Below are 20,424 nucleotides of genomic sequence, written 5' to 3' on the forward strand. Positions count from 1 at the left end.
GAACGTAGTGGGTCTGCCACAATAACTTTTCGCCATCTGATAACCCCAGGAGATGCGCTAACATCGGTAACGGCCATCTGGGGACTCTACGGGCGGGATTTCCATTCAGAGATCCCTTCTTCGATCAGAGTGCTGTCTACTGAATTCATGACTAGGTTCTAGAGCAGGCGAAAGCCACCGAGAACCCCTCCACCGTTCTCTGAGCCAGTCCGGGAAAGAAGTAAATATGTAGTTCGACAGATACTACCCATGACTAACGAAGTCCCGGACGACTATCCTCACTTCTGCTCCATCTGTGGTGATACGTTTAACGGGATTCCCCACACAATCTATGCCAATCCCGTCTGTGATGACTGCGATAGCCGGGCTGTATCAGAACCAGGAGTACCGGCTCGACAGGGAGACAACCCAGTATTCATCGATGGGATTCGCTGCTTCCGCCGGTACAAGATGGGTGGGTGGTTATCTCAGCGTGATGCCCTCGGTTGCGACAACTACGACCAGTTCTACGACACCCACTACGACGACTCCGGTCCGATCCATACATTCAACCAGCCAGACCCACCCAAGAGAGGGCGAGAGACCAGGCAACACTCTGAGGTTCAAGGCTCATCGGGAGAGGAGGTAACGGCGAGAGTCATTGAGAACGACATCTTAGAGGAGAGTGCAGATGCGCTCATCTGCGGCATCACTAGCGATCCGTCACTCGACGGTGGAGTTGCAGGCGCAGTATGCGATGCGTCCGAGCATTCGTTACGTCAGTTCGTTCGAGCGAAGGCTCCGCTTCAACTCGGCGACGTCGTCGTCACCGGTGGATTCGACCTTCAATATTCATACCTCGTCTTCGTTGCAGCCACTCCAGCTGAAGATGGAGACAGAGCGACCGAGGAAAGCGTTCAACGCTCAGTGAAGAACGGTCTTCACCAGGTAGCTGATCTCCGACTACCGTCGGTCGTGCTTCCACTCATCGGTGCTGGCGCAGGAGGTCTCGATGCGCAGACCGCTTCGTCAGCGATTTCGGCTGGCATACGCAGTTCCCGAGTCTCTCCTCCAATCTGTGTGAGGATGGTAGCCAGGAACGCGAGTGATCGACGTGCTATGGAGAGTACCCTCTCTGACTCAGGATCAGATGTGATTGACCAGGAGTTCTCTGACCCTCTCGAAAGTAAACTCTCGGCCCACTTGGAGCGCGGCGATAAGTCCGGTTCGCCTTCCGACTGGGAAATCTACCAGTGGGTCACGTTCGATCCGTTTTCCGGCGAGATAACCGAGTTCGACGACCGAGATGACTCCCAACAGACTCTCGAAGACTACGGACCGCCGGAGAGAGCGGTAGAACAGATGAAGGAGGCCGAATCAAAGTTCGTCGAGGATCGGACTCTGCCCGAGCAGTGGTTTGCCTGGTTCAAGAGCTTCAACTCACAGATAGGTGGGTGTCGTGCAGCGATGGACCATCCGAAGCTCGACCGCTATTTATACAATCGAGAGCATTCTTTGATCGGGGTCCTTCGGGGACTCGAACACCGCGATTCCGTATACAGCGATATTCTGGAACTAGCGGTGGACACAGAGGAAAACGAAACCACCGCCAAACTCAGGTATCGAGTACCCGGAGATCGGATAGAGACGGCTGACGATTACACTGACTTATGTCTGCAAACTACTCTTCGCGTAGTAGAATACATGGTGGAGACGATGAGTCACCTCGACTTCGATCACCCCATGAGTGATACTATGGAAACCACAGAAATTGACCGGATCGAAGTCATCGCTCATGCCTTCTCTCAAGCGATTTTCGAACTGCACATCCCATTAGATCTGGCCGAAGATGTCGTCTATGGTAATCTCAGTAAGAATTCACTCCAGACAACTGCGATGAAATGCAGAAAATTCCTTGAATGACTTATAGTGCCACTTAGAGTGCTTCCGGGTGACAATAATGTTTCATCAGGGAGCCGATAATAAGAAAAGGTGGTCTCAGAAGTCTTTTAGCCTCCCTTGTTTTTCGTCATCGCCGGCCTTGGTGTTACTGAAGATATCTGCGTCCAGTTCTAGGTCCAAGAGGTCTCCTGTTTGACCCGCAGCCAAGTCTCGGGCAAGTTTCCAGTCATCGTGATCGTGTGGAAGTACTCTTAGAAGAGCCTCTAAGGTGGCCTTGAAAGAGGGATCCGAACCACAGTTCCGTTCATTCAGCCAGTTCCAGGCTTCTGTAGACCCTTGCACATCATAAATATGCATAGCTGCATGTACCTTATCCAGCGCTGTCGAGAACGAGAGGGATTCGGGGTTAACTGGCTTCCGACCGGAACGGTCCGAGGGATTCTTATTAATATCCTGTACTCGGTCGCTATGTGGGCGAAGGAGAACATCTCCGCTACGTTTCCGCCACATACGATTAGTCTTCTTTAGAGTGTCTAGATCTTCACCAATTCCGATAGCTAACCTTCGTGCTTCATCATACGGGAATCTCTGCGCTTCAAAGACTAACCAGGAGAGAATATACCATTCAGTTTTAGGATCGACATCTCTAACTCCCTTATTCAGATGGCGGTCGATGAAGTAATCTCTGACCGCCGCTCTAGCTTCATCAAGAGCAGTTTGTGGTGAGACTTCATTACCTTCGTCATCAACTACGGGGTAATTCGAAGTAAATATCTCCAGAGTTGGGCCGAATGAAGCAAGGATTATATCAACTTTCGGGAAGTCAATATCTTCTTCAGCCATTTCGGCTGCTCTATCACGAGCAACTTCTCTCGTTTCTCGTTGGATATCACTCCAGAGCGTGAATTCATCCGTCCTTTCCTGTCGTTTCTCGCTTGCTAGCAGAATCGTACTCTCCGCCGCATTTTTACCAGCTTGGTGTAAGCTATTCGGGTTCTCAGTTGAGACAGGATGAGTAGCAGTTACCACAAAGCCGGCATCAATCAACGCATTCGTTAAAGTGTCCCACGCTTCAGTCTTTTTATGCGTGAACATAAGCGTAAAGACACCGGATTGATCAAGAACACGGTGGAGTTCTCCGAAGATCCCCGCCATCTTTGATTCATAGTCTTCTTTTGCTAATTCTTGAGCAGATTGATCACCAGCTATATCTGAGAAGCTAGACGCATTCGCAACCGCTTCATCATGCTTCTCTGTCAGCTCTTGGGTGAAGAATTCTGGATACACATCATTCAGGTGCTTGTCTAGCCATACATAAAAGAAATCAGATAACTCAGAATATATGACGTTATCGTAATATGGAGGGTCAAGAACGATCGCCTCCACCTCTTCATCGTCTAATGGGAGAGTCCGGGCATCTCCTTGGGTTACCTGTACGTTCGCATTGCTGTGACCAGACAGTTCTTTCAATTCCTCATAGACCTCTACGATTGAATCTAAAACCCAGTCATACCCGAGCCCTTCGGCAGTTAAATTACTCTCTCCAAATGACCACTTGAACGCAAAGTCGTGTCTATCAAAAATTTGCGCTAACTTAGGGACGGAGGCATCCCATCTTGACTGACGACAATTCAAGGAGAATGCTTTATCCGCAGCTAAGGCCAAAAAGGTGAGAATTACTTCTGCATTCGGTTTGTCGTGTTCGGCCAAGATCTTTGGCTTCAGCTCTTCAAAGGATTGCCAATATGTGTAGTTCGTGAGTAATTGCCGGGGAGAGTACATTTCCTGCCAAGTATCAATCCCATGCCGGCTGGTTCTGCTTGTCTCCTCTCCCTCTGGAATGGGGATGTCAAGAAAAGTAGCTAACTCAGGATTTGACTCAACCTCCGATACTGCGCGGTGATAAGCCTCTTTGTCTTCTTCAGTTGGTGCGCGAAATGCACGGCTACCTGCCTTTTCGCGGTGTGCAGTATCAGTATATTCGAAGTGGATTGCATAGAGTTGATATCCCATACCGTCTGATTGGGATTGTTCCTTTACCTCATCACTCTCAATCGTTACATTACACCGGGAACAGATTGCCTTTCCATACGAAACTGTTCCGTCTGTAGGATTAAATTCGTCTTTTGTGACTTCATCTGGAAGATGAACCACCTCAAATTCGACGTTATCAGAGGTTTCAGAGACTGAGGGACGAACGGCGACACCTTCGCTACCAGATTCTTTATCGACCCACCAATAGGGTGTCAGAGGGATTTCTAACCCACAATCTGGGCAATCAATCGTGTGAGCCCATAAATACTCAAGTGGGACCTGATCGTCCGGACTTGAGAAATACTTTGAAAGATTATTTCGGGAGAGTTCATTCAATTTGTCACCCCACTTCTCAATATCTTCAGACAGATCCCCATTTACACGAGGGTGCTGTAGTACTGATTTGAGAATTACGGAGGCTACTGGGTTCAGTTCATTTGCAACCGTGGGGAACTCATATCGGAGACTCTCAAATGGAATCGATCCCCCTCCTGCCGTTGCATCGAGGATCGTCGGTAAGTCCCCATCCCAAGTATTTCTCACGCAATCGTGGAGGGCGTCCATACTCTCTCCGTCAGGTAAATTCTTATACGCCTTCCGATAGCCATAGTGCTCATAAATAAGCCCATCACGAGTGTCTTCGCTTGCGTGCTTTTTTCGGACGTGCTCATCTATACTATCCTCCGGAGCCCGGTTATCTGGATTAATTCCTAGCCATTCCAAGAACGTATCGTCATCAACTTCGTCGGGTAGTACAGAGGAAAGTACTCCGAGACGGGTAGCCGGAGTGGGACGTCTCGCCCACCACACATGAATGTAATTTTGTGGGGGGAGGTCGGAGTAATTCTTACGCTCTCGCTGTGTTTCGATGCCTACAGTCCTAAGAGGAAGATTCCCCTGGATTTTCAACTTTCGACGTGTGTTGTTATTGTTTGTCATTTTTCAATTAATAGTGTCCTCAGTGCTTTTGCTCCACCGGGATTATTCGGGGAACGGCATTTGGCATGCCAATAATAACACTCCTCAAGACTCATCTGTGATATTCCCCGAGAAAGCGACCGCATATGGTCTACTCTCCGTAAGGGTTTCACACCGATGAATCCGAGAGTTAAACGGATGCCTGCTGACTCGTTCAATAATATCGATGCATCTCCGGTTCGTGTGATTTTGGTCGGGTCGATTTTGCTACCACGAAGCGTTTCTTCGATCATCTGAAGGATGCTCCGCAGACGGGCACCAGACAAGCGGCGAACCTTTACAGCAACCCATTCGTCCCAAGTCCATTCATCGACGCCATCGACATCGTCGCCGATAACCTCATTGAACGGCATCGTTTTTGAAGCTCGCTGGCGACGACGTTCGAGGCGGCGACGTCGAGCGTCAGCCTGTCCAGTTGGCAGCAGCTCGTATAGCGTCAACATCACGTCGTTACCGCCCTCGTCCCGTACGAGGGCAAACGTCGGACGCCCACCGTAAACACTACTCCCGAGCGCGAACGACTCTGTCTGGTCTTCGTCGTATTGAATACTCATCCTTCGTCCTCCTCAACGTCGCTCGGGCCTTTCGCCTGCACACGGACAGTGATATTCGTCCCGTCCAGCTCGTCACTAAGTTCGGCCAGGATATCGTCTTCTTCGTCCGTGATAGCCTCGGGTTTGTCTACCTGCCACTTAAACTTGAGTTCTATACGTTTCTCGCCGCCGGCACGGTTACTAAACCCCTCAGGACTCTGGTTGAGCGTCGTGAACGCCTCCAGCGGGCCGTTAAAGTCCGCGCTGAAGTTGGCGTCGCCGTCGCCCATATCGGCTCGACTCTTGTAGGTGAGGTCCACCGTCACATTCTCACTCCGGGACTTCACAGGCGAGCGCTGTGCGACAAACGAGCCGTGTTTGAACGGTTCGTCGCCCTCAATGTCGATGATGAGCGACGATACACCGGGTGTCGAATCGCCACCTGCCTGCGAAACTGCGTGACTCCGGACTTCGCTGAAGGCTCGCTTCGCGCTCATCGATCCGGTCGATTTGTTCCAGGGCTTCGGACCGGTTCTCTGGCACTCCTCGCACTTGATCGGCTCGTCCGATTTTGTCGTTCCCTGAATCGTCTTCCCGCAGTCACTACACTCCGCGGGTTGCGACCGGCACTCTTCACAGAGCGAGTGCGGACTATCCTCTGGCAGTTCCGCACCGCAGCTGTCACACTCCGTGGCTTTCGGCGGTTCGATCTCGTCGCCGTGCTGTTCGAGAAGAGCATCGATGCTATCGAACAGCTCGTACTCCTCGCCGATCTTGACCTGTGAGTCGGTGATCGACGTCGTAACGTCCGGCGAGTCAGGAAGTGGTCGGCCGTGGTTCCAGTTCTCGGGCTGACTCTGTGCGTTCCAGTAGGCGGTTCCCGTTTCGCTGTCCCAGTACGCGTATCCGTGATCGGAGACCATTCGAGCAATGGTCTTTCGCAGCGGCTTCGTACTTAAGAGGAAGGGCAGCCCCGGCTTCCGGGCGAACTGGGCTTCGAGCGCTCCGGTCGTCATCCGAACCTTCTGGCTCTGCCAGAGCTTCTGCTCGAACCAGACCTTGCCCTTGGGCTCGTCGTCGTCCCGGATGATGCGGTTCATGTCCTCCATCGTCGCCCGAACCGCGTCAACGAGCTTTGTGCCGCCACCCGCGTCCACCGACGTGATCGTTACGTGTGTGAGTCCGTCGTCTCCGACGTAGAACAGATGCCGATAGACGTTCCGAATGCTCTCCCCGAGGAGTCCACGCGCTTCGTCTTCGCGCTCACGGAGTTCCTGGAGCTGCTCGTCGGAGAGGTCTGCAGTCTGTTGAGAATCGTCGCGGAGATCCTCAATGGCTTCCAGACGAGTCGCCTGATTAATGGCGTTCTCCAACAGCTCGGAGTCGGGAGCGAGGAACAGGACATAGTTCTTGTGCGATCGACTCTGGATCTTTCCGCCGTGTTTCGCGGCCGTTTTCTCGTAGAGTTGCTGGATCTTGTCCGGGACTTCCGTTTCTTCCCCTCGCTTCGTCCGAACTGGTGCTGTCAGCATGTGCATCACGGAGAGCGTCGGTCGCGAAGCCGTGTCGCCGACGTCGGCGGGCTCCTCGGGGAACATCTCGATGTTGAACCCACCACTGCCGACTTCGCGCTCTAGCCGGGCTTCGAACCGACTACGGGCTTGCTCCTCAGCGGTATTCTGAATCCGCTGGTCGATGATCCGAATGAGGTTCGGTTCCGCCTTAAACCGGATCTGGTCCTCATCATAAAGGTAGTAGCAGGCGACGTTCATGTCGTCGCCGCCGAGGTTTTTCAGCGCGTTATCGTAGTGGTCGAAGGAGACCTCAGGATGTCCGATAGCTTCGTTGAGGGCACGCCGAGAGACGCCCGACGCCTGTTCACCGAAGGCGAGGCTATTCCAGAGGACAGTAGTCGTGATGTGTGACCCGAGTGGCGGGATGCCCTTCTCGGTCCATTTCTGGTCTTCGAGTTGAGCGTGTGCGGTACCATCGCGGTTGTAGATGTCAGCAGTAACCGCAGCACTCAGGTCAACGAACTCGAAGAGAGTCTGATTGAGCGTCGCTCGAATACTACCGTCTGGTGCATCGTCTGCTGGTGTCAGGTCATGCAGACGAACAAAGTGACGGTCATACTGCGTTGGCTTGTGATTCCAGAGGTAATGGACAGCGCGTCCGAGAAGTTTGAGCGCTCCCCGTGTCCGTTGGAAGTCCGGGATCGTGTCGATCTTCTCCGTGAGTGTCTCCGTGACTGTTGGGTGGAACGGGAATTCCCGCTCAAGTTTCTCCCGATATTGGTCGCTGTTCACTTCCTGTGGGAATTGCCGAGGCGCCTCGTCGTAGAATTTGAGGTACTTCTCTGCGATCTCGCCACCCACATCGAAATCAATCTCGTCGAATAGACGATGTTGAAGGACTGCTCCAACCTCTGTCTCACCCGTTGGGGTGATGATCTTCTGTTGGCGTACGACGACCTGATCGAGTTCATCGACAATTCCGCGAATCTCCTCTGCCTCATCAGAAAACGCCGAGTCTGCAACGCTGTAAATCACGGTCAGCGAGTCGTCTTGAGCTGCGGTCGTGAGGAGCTTCTTGATGAATGAAACCGTGTGACTCGCAAGAGTAGCGTCTCCGAGAGATTTTGAAGAGCCATCTTCAAGATATTCCGCAATCTCGTCGATGAGGACGAGAGAAGGCTGATCATTGAGTTCCAGTAAATCTTTCAGCGTGTTCGTACCAGGGACGTCGTAGTCCCGATCATAGCTCTCTATTTCCCGGTAGCCCTCGATTCCAAATAGCTGATACGCGATTTCGCCCCAGATCGTGTTCGTGTCGGGCGCATTTGGGTCAGACCGGCTACTTCGAGCGCTCTGGGCGTCAACGTGCCCACCGACGAAGACGGCAGTGTTCACGTCAAGCCCCTGATCGACGGCAGCCAAGTAATCTGAAGCGAGGTCGTCCTTGTCTACAAACCTCGTGAGGTCACCGATTGCAGATGGGTTTGTAGCAAGATGGTAGGAAGCGATCAGTTGGTGAGTTTTACCACCTCCGAAGGTCGTGTCGAGACAGAGAATACTGCTCTTATAGCCATGGGAGTCACGACCGTCAGCATTCAGAAATCGACCAGAAAGATTGCTTAGCAGAGTTGTGAGACCTTCGGTAGGATATGTTGTTTCAAAGAACTCGTCTGTATTACGGTATACCGACGCTGCTTCATCCGGCTCATGTGCAACGGTAGCCAGATTCGCAGCGAATTGCTCTTCCTCTAACGTCCCATCAATGACGTCGGATCGAGGCTGACATGCCTCAAAGAGCGATATGATCTCTTCCCTCTGGGTACTCATGTATGACAAGGAGTGTACGGCACATCATGATAAAGGTTCCAACTGCCGAAAGACGCTACTTCCTCGGGTGTTTCTCTCTCCAATACCCAATCCGAGTATGTTAGCACATTCGCAGTTGTTACTCCCTCCCACCGTGTCTTGAGATAGACTGCTATTCAACCAATTCCCAGAGAAGGGAATTCCCTACTTTCTGACTTCGAACTTCATCCCTCTCTTCGAGTGATTTGAGTTTCAAATAGGCAGTTCGGCGGTCACAACCGACGTGATCGGCAATATCAGTCGTGCCACTTGAGCCGAGTTCAGCCAAAGCTCCTAAGAATTTCTGGGGAGGGTACTCTTCAGTAAATTTCCCGCTATTTTCGTCCCGATCCCGCTCTCCCATAGTAATGGCGAGGATGCCATTTTACATATGGCTACTGGGTGCAAGACCATTAGTCAAATGTCCAAAGGCTTATGCCATTAGACGCTGGACTGATGGATGTGAACTCAGCCGGTGGGTACTAACCGGCAGAAGTGCCCAGGTGTTGCAGCACCCAGGCTGGGTTCTGAATGACGACTCAGGAACCCATGAAACGCTCAAAGTCTGATGCACAAGAAGGCGGCGACAGATCGCTGATTGAAGATATACATAAAATAAATTATATTTCACTCGGGGAAGGGGTCGCGACGTGTCAATCGTGCGGCTATTCTTTTAACGAGGGAGATGCGGTTGCTGTGTACGTGTTTCGACCGGCTGGAGAGGTGATGTTTCAGGTCGGACACGTGGTTTGCAGCGATGGACAGCACGAGCCACCGAAGGAGTTCACACTGGGCGTTCGTGAATTACTGGTCGAAGGCCGTGTCGGGTGGTGTTCTGATGTGGCGACGCAGTCGTCGTGGCCGGTACTGTTAGCTCCAGATGTAGTGGCAGTGAGCGAGGAATCAACGAAGTCGGCGCGGAACGTTCCGAGCGGCGCTGGTGTGAGTGTGGATTTAGCGCTGTGTTCGGATGGGAAGGAGGAGCAGCGGTCGTGGGTGAAAGTGTCGAAGGGCGAGGTGTGGCGTCGTGCAGGGCAGAATGATGACATGGGGTGCGGCGCGTTGTGGGGTGGTCAGCGATGACTACGAGGGAGTCGGAGTGGGTGACGGGGCAGCTTGACGCTGAGGTTGAGTTGTCGGACGTCGAGGAGACGCTGTTTCCGGATGTATATGTCGGGTTGGAGATCGGGCTGCTCGCACCGGGTGATGGTGTCGTTACGGATCGTCATCATGCGTCGGCGGATCGGTACGAGGCGGATGATGCGATGAATCAGATAGAGGGGCAAATTTCACCGTTCACGTTGAGTGGCTGGCTGCGACATGGGTGTGAGGAAGTTGTCCAGGTTGCTGGGACAACGGCGTGTCATCCGGGTGAATCGAACGCCGACTACATGCGTGCGGAGACGTACGAGCGTGATCTTGAGTCGGGGTATCACCAAAAAGGCGCGTGCTTGGATGACCACGACGCAGGCTGTGTCATCTACGACTTGTTCGGTGGGTTCGGCGACCAGCCGGGGAAGTTGTTGCGTCGTCCGGTGTCGTTCTCCCCGATCAGGCGGAACGTGGATGTGCTCGATGGCGAGGCGGAGGCGCACTTTCGGCAGCTCTCCAACCAGGTGCGCTCCCGGAACGACGAGGACGGCGGGCAGCCGCTCCGCCATGCTCAGCGCGACGTGCTTGGGAATGTTGAGGGGACGTGGAAGCTGACGCTCCGGGAGCTGAAGCCGGAGTTCGTCGGGCTCCTCGTCGAAGCTGTGTCGTTCCTTGACGCGCACAGTGATGAGTTCGCGTTTCAGGTGGGTGGTGCGCGGAATTTCGGTGCGGGGATCGCGGATGCGTGGGTGGTGAATCCGTTGTACTCGGAGCGGGAGGTGCGGCGTGTGTTTGATCGGGCGAAGGCGGTGACATCGGCGATGGAGGAGAAGGATGAGGTGTGGCGGTCGGAGTGTCGGCCGGAGTTCGTTAAGGCGCTTCAGGCACGGGCGGCGGCGCGTGACGGGGACGTGTCGGTGCCGTCGCGGGGAGGTGATGGGTCGTGACGGCAGCCGCATCAGATGCTAGCGGTGAGACGGATGCAGCACCGATGTTGGCGGTGTATCGGCATGATGTGCACAAGCTGCGGGGGCGGTCTCACGCTGCGGCTTGTGGGGAGATTGCTGGGAAGCGTGTGAATGAGACGGTGCCGCGCGGGGCGGACGCGGATGCGGCGTTGTTGAGTCGGCCGCGTGGTGACCCGGAGCAGACGGTGCCTGCTCACGAGTCGCCGTTCCGGTTGTCGCTGCTGACCGGGGAGGCGGTGACCAAGGAGACAAGCGTGGATGCGTTCAGCGACGCAGTGCGGGATCTGGTGACGATTGAGGAGCCGGATGCAGCGCACGCGGCGTGGCTGGGATCCAACGTGGCGGCGATGTTCAACGAAGCGGTGCATTACCCATACACGTCGTTGAAGTATCACGTCCTGCTGACGGCGGCGTTGCTGTCGAATTATCGCGCTGGCGCGGCGTTCGAGGAACTCTCCTTGGTCGTCGATGACTCAAACGAGGCGGTGACGCCGCACCGGACGGTGCTGAACACGGGACCAGTGTCGTTACGAGTGACGGCTGCCCCGGGAGATCGGTCGGCGGCTACGCTGGGTGGGGCGCCGACACGGTCGTTCGCTGACGTCTGGAGTCGGCTGCCTGAACTCCCGGTCGATGTGGATGGTGAGCGGCGGTGGCGTGTGTTGGATGCGCAGTTGCGGCGGGTTCGGTCGTGGTCGGTGGCGTTGCAGTTGGTCGAGGACTATGTCGCGGCGACGAATGGGATGGGTGGTGATCCGCGATGACGATGATTCAGCAGGTGTTGTTCGAGATGGAGGCGCCGTACTTCGGGCATCCATATTTCGTAACGGGGCACGCGCTGTTCAACGCGATTGCTCGACAGGTCGCCGACGACGCGGTCCGCGAGCAGTTACAGGTGAGTCACGGCGTGTTCGTGCCCGGGGAGTACGGTGAGTACCCTGAAGTATCGTCGCAGGATGGGTATGCGGGGAAGATCGGGCAGTCGTTGCCGTCCGTCGAATCCTACGATGACTTGTTCGTGTTCCGTGATGCGGCGCAGCGGTGGTTGTTGGAGTCGCGCCCGCGGGATGCGCACAACGTGCTGGATGTGCAGCAGTACGGCGGTCGAGAGGTGTTCGCCCCGATGTGCTGGTTCGGGAAGCCTGAAGGGCAGCGGAATCGGCGACGGTCGATGCAGTGGTACGTGCACGCGTACTTGCACGACGGCGGTGCTGACGAGGTCGTGCCGGTGGCGGAGGACGTGCTGGATGGAGTGCGGGTCGGCGGCGGTCGGAATTACGGGTTCGGGGAGGTGTCGATCGCGGACACTCGGGTAGTGACGCTTGAGGATCTCGACTACACGCGACTCGGTGACGCTGACGCGTACGAGTTGGAGTTGGTGTCGCCGTACGTGCTGACCACGGAGTATCCGGGGGCTGATGATCAGTCGGTGCCGTGGTGGTGGGACGTTTCGGATGTGGGGGTGCGGCGGCGGGAGACGCGGCTGGTCGATGGCGGTGACGAGTACGTGCTTGGGGTGGCGGATCACGGGCAGTGCGTGGCGTACGCTGGGAGTGGTGCGGTGGAGACGGCGGTGAACGGCGTGCTTCGCGTTGGGTCGCACGCGAAGTACGGGTTTGGTGAATTCCGAGTGCGGCCCGCTGCTGGGGATCGCGTTGAGGAGCGTGTCACTGCGAGTGGTAGTGGTGGCAGTGAGCGTGACGCAGCGGGCGGTAGCGGTGGGGGTGCGCGATGACGGACCCGCTTGAGCAAGTCGCGTTCGACATTGAGACGACCGGGTTCGACGTCGATGATGAGGTGACGGTTGTCGGGTTCGCGGTACCGATGGGTGTTCGCGTGTTCGTACAGACTGACGGACGGGCAGCGACGGGAGTGGAGGGCGCGGTCGAGGAGGCAACGGAGACGCTGGTGAATGTCTCAACGCACCCGTCTGAGCATGAACTGTTGACAGCGGTAGTCGGGTTCGTCGAGGAGCGACTGTCCGGTGAGGACGTCCTGTTAGTCGCGTATAATGGTGAGCGGTGGAACGGCGGGTTCGATCTGCCGTTCCTCCGAACGAGGTACGCTCAGTTAGATGTGGCGTGGCCGTTCGTGGAGGTGCCGTACGCGGACGTGCTACCGCTCGTCACGGATCGATTCAACACGACCGTTGATGACGACGAGCACAACGGGCTCGTGACCGCGTACGACGTGTTGTGTGACGGGGCGTACAGTAACGTGGATCCGTTCACTGACAGTGCGGAAGCCGTTACAGCGTTCGATGACGGACGGTTCGCTGAGCTTGTCCTTCACAATGTGGCGGACGTGTTGCGGACGCGGGCGCTCGGGCAGGTTACAGAGCGGTACTGTAGCAAATCCGAATTCAAGGTAAAATCGTTGACTCCAACGAGGTCGATCTAAAATGCTCAGAGAGCAGGCTGTCCACGTCTCGCGGAGTGCCCGTGTCCGTGGCTGTGTCGTGCCGCCAGACTCGTAGTTGGGTCCCGGTAGGTAATCGCGCAGGTACCACGGCGGATTGAAGCGATACTCCACGACTCCCTCGCGCGGTGCAGCGCTGAACAACTGAACGACCCAGCGACGTAACGAATGACGCAGACAGAATCACGAAGTCACGAGGATGCAAGCGGTATAGATGAGTCGAGCACCGACGATCCGTCGGACCAGCGGAGTCCGCATAAGTGCCATGAGACAGTCGATCCGGAGACCCGGCGGGAGGTGCTCGCCAAGTACGGGTATCGGTGTCAGTCGTGCGGGCGGCGTGGCCCGGAGAAGGGCGGGTTAGCGACGCTGCATGTCCACCACATCGAACGCGACCCGGACGAGATGAATGAGCACGACTTGGAGAATCTGACGCTGCTGTGTCGGTCGTGTCACAGTTGGCTGCACCAGCAGTCCACCCCGGAGGACTCTCCAGTCGAACTCACGGAAGCAGACCAGTGCGTGCTGCTCGCGCAGGACATCGAGATCCTGCGGTACTTGGCGGATCAGGGTCCGGCTCGGACTGGCGATATCGTCTCGGGGGTCCCGACGGATCTGTCCGTGTCAGCGGTTCGTGAACGGCTGTGGGTGCTGATGGGGCTGGACAATCTCGTCGAAACCCGCGACCGCCAGATCGTCGATAAAGACGTGGAGACTGGGGAATGGGGGCTCATCGAGCAGATCGAGAATTCGGCGCGCGGACACATCCCGGACGATCCGCAATTGTTGCTCCAGCGCATGGAGGACGAGCAGGTCCGGCAGGCACTCGAACATGGGTGTGATCGTAACGACGTTATCGAGGTGTTCGGTGTCTCGCGGCGCACGACATTCAACAAGCAGAAGCGCGCCTGTGCGTACGACTTTCCCTTGTCCGCGTTCAGCCGCGGGGGACGGCCGACCGACAGCGAACGGTCGGACCGGGGTCCCACAACGACGGACACAGTTACGGAGGACAGTGATGAACAGCAGCGGCTTGACGCAGTGTCCAAACAGGACGCGGACTCGCTGGGCCGGACAGAAACATGGGGGACGACTGAGACCAATCCCGAGGCGCGTGGCTCGAATGGGGGTGTGGCGGATACTGATCAAGCGGTGAGTGAGAACGGTGTTGATGAGGAACTGAGCGTACATTTGCGGCACGCAATTGATGCGCTGCGAGAGGTAGAACAAACGCTGTAGTAATCGTCCGTGGGGGTCAGGACTTGGACCCTGAATTCGGTGTGGTCAGCGATCTTGTTTGGCAACAGGTGAACGATCAGAGCTGGGTGTAGCGTGGTCCGGCGAGTTATGGTGTGTTCGGCTCGGAGACGAGGTCGTGGGCTTTTGCGGTTGGCTGGATCTTACTGTTGGCGTCGCGTTCGAAGTACTCGCCGAGTTCCGAAGTGAGGTATTGCCAGGCTTCTTTTCCTGTCTGGAGTTCCCACGCCTCGGCTAATTCTCCGTTTGATGTTGGGGCTAACTGCACGATGTCGGTGACTCGAGAGCGGAGTTGCGGGTCACCGGGCGTTGTGCGCGTTGGGTCGTCACCAGAGCCATCCCCAGTACTGTTAGTCGTGTTCGTTGTGGTACCTGTGTCGGGTGATTTTCCAGCCGGTGGTTCGATGATGTCGGGTGGGTCACGTGGCTCGGGTGACGGGATGTTGGATGGGTCGATTCCGTCAGTCCAGAGTTCACCGTCCCAGTTGAAGACGCCGCCGTGCTCGCTGGCGTATCGGATGAAGGCACGGAGGGTGTTTGACCACGGTGCTTCGTCTTCGATGGCGGTCTGGTTGCCGACCATGATGAACTGGTTTTTCGGGCGGGTGCAGGCGACGTTGAATCGGTTCTTGTTCCCGGCGAATTGCAGCCCGGATTTCTCGCTGTTGACGGCGCTGAAGATGATCGTTTCTCGCTCACGGCCTTGGAAGCCGTCAACGGTTGAGACTTCGACACTGCCGTAGTCGGTGAGTTCGTCGCTGATTAGGGTGCGTTGCCCGCGGTACGGTGTGATGACGCCGAGTTCGGATTCAGGGACGTCGTGTTCGTCTACGAGGTGGGTGACGAGGTCTGCGACGACATCGACTTCTGCGGTGTTGACGGAGCCGCTGAAACGTTTGCGCCAGGATTGCTCACCGGTGACATCCACGAATGTGACGGGTGGACCGTCGCAAATGGCTTCGACCTTCGAGTCGGGGTCGTCTACAGGATTCCATTCGAATCCGCTGGGGCAGGAGTCGTCGATGGTGATATTCCCGTCGTAGATGTGTTCTTGCGAGAACCCGATGATGTCGGCGTGGCTTCGGTAGTGGTATTCGAGCCACTGGTCGATGTCGTACCGGTTGCGGAGGAACGAGAAGATTGAAGCGTCGTCGGGTGGGCTGCCGTCGCTCGTTGAGAGGGTTTTGAGGACGGGTTGGAGTTGGTGGTGGTCGCCGACAACAACCCATTTGTTCGCGTTGATCATCCCGAGAAGACCGAGTGAGACGGGGATTTGGCTCGCTTCGTCGATGATGACTGTGTCGAACTGGGCTTGGGCGAGCCCGCCGAGTTGGGAGCGGATGATCGTCGCACCGGTTATGTCTGCGTTTTCGATGGAGGTTTTCTCCGCCTCGGACTGGAGTTCCTGGATTTTTCGCTGCGTTTCAGAGAGTTTGGCTTGCTTCGTATCGATTTCGTCCTCGACCTCGCTCATCTGTGTGCTGCTCACCGGACCGGTTTCGGCTGCTCGTTGCAACAGCTCGTATTGCTCTTGGTCGTGCTCTAGCTGATCGCCCATGGTGCTGATCGCTGCTTTGAGATCCTCGACCTCATCTAGCAGCTCTGACACGGAGTCATCGTCACTCTCGTCGATGACTTTCGAGAGCATCACTTCGGACGTGCCCTTCGACATTTTCTCTGGCCGGCCAGCCCGGACGAGTTGATGCCTCTCTTGATGGCTGAGTTTCTCAATGACGTTGTCAACCGCGATGTTCGTGTGTGACGTGACGAGCACGGATTCGCCTCGGTTCGCGAGTTCCTGAGCGGCTTTGGCGATAACCTCGGTTTTCCCGGACCCAGGCGGACCAACAACGAGTGAGAGGTCACCGGGTTCGAGACCGAGGATGTTGGCCAGTACGGATTGTTGTGAGTCATCCAGTTCGAATCCATCGAGACTCCGCGTATCATCTAACTTGACAGGGGTCGCCGGAGTGATCGTGGATTGGTCCAGCGTGTCGCGCAGGTGCGGGCCGTTGACAGCGAGTTTCGCCACTGTTGGATCCGGGTTCTTCTGGTTCCGCCAGCCGGCGAAGTCGCGGCGCAGTTCTCGTAATAACCCGATTTGCTGGGTTGTTGCGATCATCGTTTCGGAGCTGCAGACCGTGATGTCCTGTCCAGCTTCGAGGCTTGTTGCGACGCCGCCCCAGTAATCGACTTGAATGTCGCGGGTATCGATATTCACGACGCGCCCCATGTCGTGGAGACTGCCGTCGATAATCTGGCCGATTTGCCCGCCTTCTTCGATCCACCCTGGAAGCGATGTATTAGAGCGAAGAACGAGGAATCGTTTCTCGGTGTTCTGGCTCAGGACGGTGACGTCGAGCTGTTCGCGCCATTTCGAGTTGCTCTGTTCTTCGCCTTCAGCGAAGACGAGTCCGGACCACCCGGGAAACCGCGTTCCACACGTTGTGCAGCGATAACTGAACGCAGTTTCGAGTTCTTCGCCGCAGTACTCACAGTATTCGTGTGGGTTCTCGTCGTCGTCGTGTGCGTCTTCGATTCGCTTGAGCTCCATCGTATTCGCGTCGAAATACGACCGGACGGTCTCAACTTCGGCGGCGATGTCGCGCCGGGAGGTGTCCTGAAGGAAGTCGTCGATGTAGTTGCCGAGGATGGCGAAGCCAACGGTTAGATCACCTTCTGTGCGGGAGGCGACTTCTGTACCGACAGCATGGATTGTCGCGGCGACCGCGGCGTCGTTCCCGTACCGTTCTTTACAGAATGCGATTCCTTGCGTTGGGTGCTTGTCGAGCCACGTAACCTGCGTGCCGAAGTCGGGTAAATCGTAGTTCAGATACGGCGGCTGATTTTCGGTGAGGTAGCCACCATCAGCGAGCACGTTGACGAGGTGCATCGTTTCGGGAGGAACATCGAGGTCAACGGCGATTTGTTGATACACCTGCCAGGGAACCATGCTACTGTGAATCTAAGTCACACATTTATAGATTTGCCAAGAAGGAGATGAGTTGAGTCACGTCATTTGAATGCCTCAAGCGATGTTTCAAACGTCTCATCGATGATGGTAATGAGGTTCCGGTTTTCTATCACGAGGTCATGGAACGCATCGTCTAGTGCTGCGACATAGGCGTCGAAAAAGTCGTCGTGCTCTCGTACTGGGATATCATAGGTCGCTGTGAGTGGATTTCCACGGCTACCAGCAACACTCACTGATGATGGGATTTCTCCATCGCTTTCTTGGACTTTCGAGGTGAGTTCGTCTTTGAAAGTATACATAAATTGGTCGCCATTGCTCGTCCCATGCCAGAGTTGAAGCTCTAAGACACCGTCTCTGACAGCTTGGTCTCGGTTCTGTTCCAGACGGTGGAAGAACGTTATGTGAACATCGTTTTTGTTCTCAGCTTTCGTGTAGATGTGCGACAGGTCATCTTTGTGCCGCCACCACCCGTTCTTGAAGATGCCTGCCCAGTCTGAATGTCCCTGTCGAAGGACCCACCGTTCGTCCTCGAGCGAGGGTCGGGTGGGTTTGATCGCAACGTCGGTATCCCGTAGCGATGGGATTTCGATCGGTTCGGCTTCACGAATGACCTCGACTAGTTGGTTACCCCAGTTGGTAGCGAACCAGTCCCACTGCTTTTCGAACGCATCCTGTGCCTCGGCGATCTCGTCGTAATACTCAAAATACAGCTTCGCCTTCTCTCGTTGGTTTTCTTGGTATTCAGTCATCGTCAGTTCACGTTGTATCGTATCGACGAATTCGTTGAGTTGTGCCGTCGTGCGCGCTGGGTGTTTCCCGTAACTCTCTGCCAGAAATGACTCTATCTGTGCTGCGATCCATTCCCACGAAACCGGCACGAATTCCTCAGCTTCCGGCGGCGATGCGTCTCTGGGGGCTAAATAAACGTAGTAGTGACCGTCAGTCGGGACATCAGCTTTGTCGATGTTGATGGTTGAGAACGAGTCTGCGGTAACGTAATCCGGCGTTTGATCCTTTCCCTCGGCAGCGCCCACCTTCAGCTCCCAGCAGATGAACCAGTCGGTGCCCGACCAGACCACCGCGTCAGGACGACGGTCATTGGAGGTGACCACCTCACATTCGACTTGGACGTCGTCAAGGTCGAAACGGGAAAATGAAAACCCGAGGTCATCCCGCCCTGTGAGCGCCGTCAAGAGATGGTCTAGCAACGCGTGGTCAAGACCATGCGGTGCATCAGCTGAGAGATAATAGAACAGGAGCTGCTGCCAGTCACGCTCTTGTTTACTTCGTCCGATAACTTGGAGGATTGTTGATGGTGGCTCCTCTGTTTCGGGAAGCAGATTCAGTTGGTGTGATAGCTCAGCGAGGCGCTGATCCAGACTCTCTGCCACCCATGATGATTTTTCGACAACCAAATTAAGCTATGGGGGGCAGAAGACATCTCGTAACCCCGCAGAGCTGACTGAACTCAAGCAAGTGACCGCCACCCTACATTTTTCTCAAGTGTTGTTGTTGGGGTATGTATGGATGTAGATCGCGCTCGGGGAGTGTTGTTGGGGCTTGCGTGTGGGGATGCGCTCGGGCGGCCGGTCGAGTTCGCCTCGGCATCGGAGATCAACGCGGAGTACGGGCGACTCGAAGAGATGGTCGGGCACGGGACGTGGAATCAGCCTGCGGGGACGATTACGGATGATACGGAGCAGGCGCTGTGTATCGCTCGCAGCCTGGTCGAGCACCAAGGGTTCAACCCGGCGGATGTTGCCGAGCGGTTTGTCGCGTGGTACGATAGTGATCCGTTCGATATCGGGCGGATGACGATGCGGTCGCTCAGCCGACTCAAACGCGGCGACGCGTGGGACGAGGCGGGTCAGCACGTGTGGGAGCAGAGTCGCGAAGGTCAGAACGCCGGGAATGGGAGTGTGATGCGGTGCCCGCCGCTCGCTATCCCGTACGCGAGTGAACGGGAGCACCTCGTCGAGGTGAGTCGGCAGTCTTCACAAATCACGCACGCTGATCCGCGGTGCACGTACGGCTGCGCGGTGCTGAATCTCACGTTGGCTGGCTTGCTTGAAGATGCGGACGTGCCGTTACAGGATGCGCTTGAGGACGTCGGTTCAGACGTGCCTGATGAGCTTGTGACGGCGCTGCGACCGCTCATCCATGGTGACGCGCCCGGCACGTTGGAAACTTCAGGATACGTCATTCATTCGCTACAGACGGCACTCCACGATGGACTGGTCGCGGAGAGTTCGGAGGAAGCGATCGTGACGGCGGTCAACCGTGGTGGTGATACGGATACAATCGGCGCGATTGCAGGCGCGGTCGCTGGCGCGCGGTTCGGAGCGACTTCCCTTCCCGACCGATGGCTGCGTGCTATCGACGAGAGTGACGAACTCGAAACGCTGGCCGAGCAACTCGTAGAGGTGACGTGATGTACGTCCTGGCGTTCGACCGGGACTGGACAGTGGACGTGAATCCGCATCCCCATCGAGACGCGGTGCCGCTTGAGTGGGTACGCTACTGGGCGCACGAGACCAGCCACCAAGTCTGGGCGATCGGGAATCAGGACCTCGTTGACGAAGCAGACATCCCGGGCACGGTGGAGTCGATTCAGCAGCGGGACGGGCATATCGACGCGCTGGGTGAGCAAGACGAGTACGGGTACTACGACTGGTGGCCGGAACGCGAGGAACGCCTACAGATTCTCGGGGAATTGTTCCCCGACGCTGAAGGCTATATCGTCATCGACGATCTCGATTTAGGGCACGTCGATGGCTGGGAGCACTACCACGCGTGGGACTTCGTCAAGCAGGTCCGGCAAGGGGAGCTCGGGCTGTCAGCACCGCCCTCGAGTGGTCTGAGTCCGGATGGCGGATTTGAATCCGGTGACGCAGTTCAAGCCTCTATACGAAACCGTCAAAAAGAGTGAC

At 56.0% G+C, this 20,424-nt stretch carries 14 protein-coding genes and 1 pseudogene; 8 read left to right on the forward strand and 7 right to left on the reverse strand.

The window, feature by feature from the left end:
* Positions 1 to 249 precede the first annotated feature (249 nt).
* Positions 250 to 1,902, forward strand: coding sequence for a macro domain-containing protein (locus ABJD39_RS13540; RefSeq protein WP_348609709.1), 1,653 nt, complete (start codon positions 250 to 252; stop codon positions 1,900 to 1,902).
* A 75-nt stretch (positions 1,903 to 1,977) separates the two neighbouring features.
* On the opposite strand, the gene ABJD39_RS13545 is transcribed toward ABJD39_RS13540, so the two are convergent.
* The 5 genes and pseudogenes from ABJD39_RS13545 to ABJD39_RS13560 all read right to left on the reverse strand — a co-directional run bounded on the left by ABJD39_RS13545 (position 1,978) and on the right by ABJD39_RS13560 (position 9,149).
* Entirely contained in the window at positions 1,978 to 4,479 is a 2,502-nt protein-coding gene (locus tag ABJD39_RS13545) for a DUF1156 domain-containing protein (RefSeq protein WP_348609711.1), read from the reverse strand.
* 237 nt (positions 4,480 to 4,716) lie between these two features.
* Positions 4,717 to 4,854 (reverse strand): annotated as a pseudogene (locus ABJD39_RS15070) (hypothetical protein); the annotation flags it as partial.
* Positions 4,851 to 5,447 (reverse strand): DUF7680 family protein, encoded by a 597-nt coding sequence (locus ABJD39_RS13550; RefSeq protein WP_348609714.1) that lies wholly within the window; start codon positions 5,445 to 5,447, stop codon positions 4,851 to 4,853. The gene ABJD39_RS13550 and the pseudogene ABJD39_RS15070, both read right to left, overlap by 4 nt.
* Positions 5,444 to 8,767, reverse strand: a complete 3,324-nt coding sequence (locus ABJD39_RS13555) for an ATP-binding protein (protein ID WP_348609717.1) — start codon at positions 8,765 to 8,767, stop codon at positions 5,444 to 5,446. The genes ABJD39_RS13550 and ABJD39_RS13555 overlap by 4 nt, the downstream gene beginning before the upstream one ends.
* A 151-nt stretch (positions 8,768 to 8,918) precedes the next feature.
* Positions 8,919 to 9,149: a transcriptional regulator gene (locus ABJD39_RS13560; RefSeq protein WP_348609719.1), complete on the reverse strand. Its 231-nt coding sequence runs from the start codon at positions 9,147 to 9,149 to the stop codon at positions 8,919 to 8,921.
* A 715-nt stretch (positions 9,150 to 9,864) separates the two neighbouring features.
* On the opposite strand from ABJD39_RS13560, the gene ABJD39_RS13565 reads away from it, so the two are divergent.
* The 5 genes from ABJD39_RS13565 (at position 9,865) to ABJD39_RS13585 (ending at position 14,502) form a co-directional block, all read left to right on the forward strand.
* Entirely contained in the window at positions 9,865 to 10,824 is a 960-nt protein-coding gene (locus ABJD39_RS13565) for a hypothetical protein (protein WP_348609722.1), read from the forward strand.
* Between the two features lie 128 nt (positions 10,825 to 10,952).
* Positions 10,953 to 11,609 (forward strand): hypothetical protein, encoded by a 657-nt coding sequence (locus tag ABJD39_RS13570; protein WP_348609725.1) that lies wholly within the window; start codon positions 10,953 to 10,955, stop codon positions 11,607 to 11,609.
* Complete coding sequence (locus ABJD39_RS13575) at positions 11,606 to 12,580, forward strand: hypothetical protein (protein WP_348609727.1); 975 nt, start codon at positions 11,606 to 11,608, stop codon at positions 12,578 to 12,580. The genes ABJD39_RS13570 and ABJD39_RS13575 overlap by 4 nt, the downstream gene beginning before the upstream one ends.
* On the forward strand, positions 12,577 to 13,245 hold the full coding sequence (locus tag ABJD39_RS13580; RefSeq protein ID WP_348609730.1) for a hypothetical protein: 669 nt from the start codon (positions 12,577 to 12,579) through the stop codon (positions 13,243 to 13,245). Before ABJD39_RS13575 ends, ABJD39_RS13580 begins: the two co-directional genes overlap by 4 nt.
* 186 nt (positions 13,246 to 13,431) lie before the next feature.
* A complete protein-coding gene (locus tag ABJD39_RS13585) occupies positions 13,432 to 14,502 on the forward strand; it encodes an HNH endonuclease (RefSeq protein ID WP_348609732.1) in 1,071 nt (356 codons plus the stop codon).
* Positions 14,503 to 14,608: 106 nt separating this feature from the next.
* On the opposite strand, the gene ABJD39_RS13590 is transcribed toward ABJD39_RS13585, so the two are convergent.
* Together ABJD39_RS13590 and ABJD39_RS13595 are read right to left on the reverse strand one after the other, a co-directional pair.
* A complete protein-coding gene (locus ABJD39_RS13590) occupies positions 14,609 to 17,473 on the reverse strand; it encodes a DEAD/DEAH box helicase (protein WP_348609735.1) in 2,865 nt (954 codons plus the stop codon).
* 62 nt (positions 17,474 to 17,535) lie between these two features.
* Entirely contained in the window at positions 17,536 to 18,885 is a 1,350-nt protein-coding gene (locus tag ABJD39_RS13595; protein ID WP_348609738.1) for a PD-(D/E)XK nuclease family protein, read from the reverse strand.
* 132 nt (positions 18,886 to 19,017) lie between these two features.
* Between ABJD39_RS13595 and ABJD39_RS13600 the strand changes: the two genes are divergently transcribed.
* A complete protein-coding gene (locus ABJD39_RS13600; protein WP_348609740.1) occupies positions 19,018 to 19,926 on the forward strand; it encodes an ADP-ribosylglycohydrolase family protein in 909 nt (302 codons plus the stop codon).
* On the forward strand, positions 19,926 to 20,423 hold the full coding sequence (locus tag ABJD39_RS13605; RefSeq protein WP_348609743.1) for an adaptin protein: 498 nt from the start codon (positions 19,926 to 19,928) through the stop codon (positions 20,421 to 20,423). The genes ABJD39_RS13600 and ABJD39_RS13605 overlap by 1 nt, the downstream gene beginning before the upstream one ends.
* Position 20,424 lies beyond the last annotated feature (1 nt).

It is taken from the genome of Halobaculum rarum, from assembly GCF_040025155.1.
GTDB classification, from domain to species: domain Archaea; phylum Halobacteriota; class Halobacteria; order Halobacteriales; family Haloferacaceae; genus Halobaculum; species Halobaculum rarum.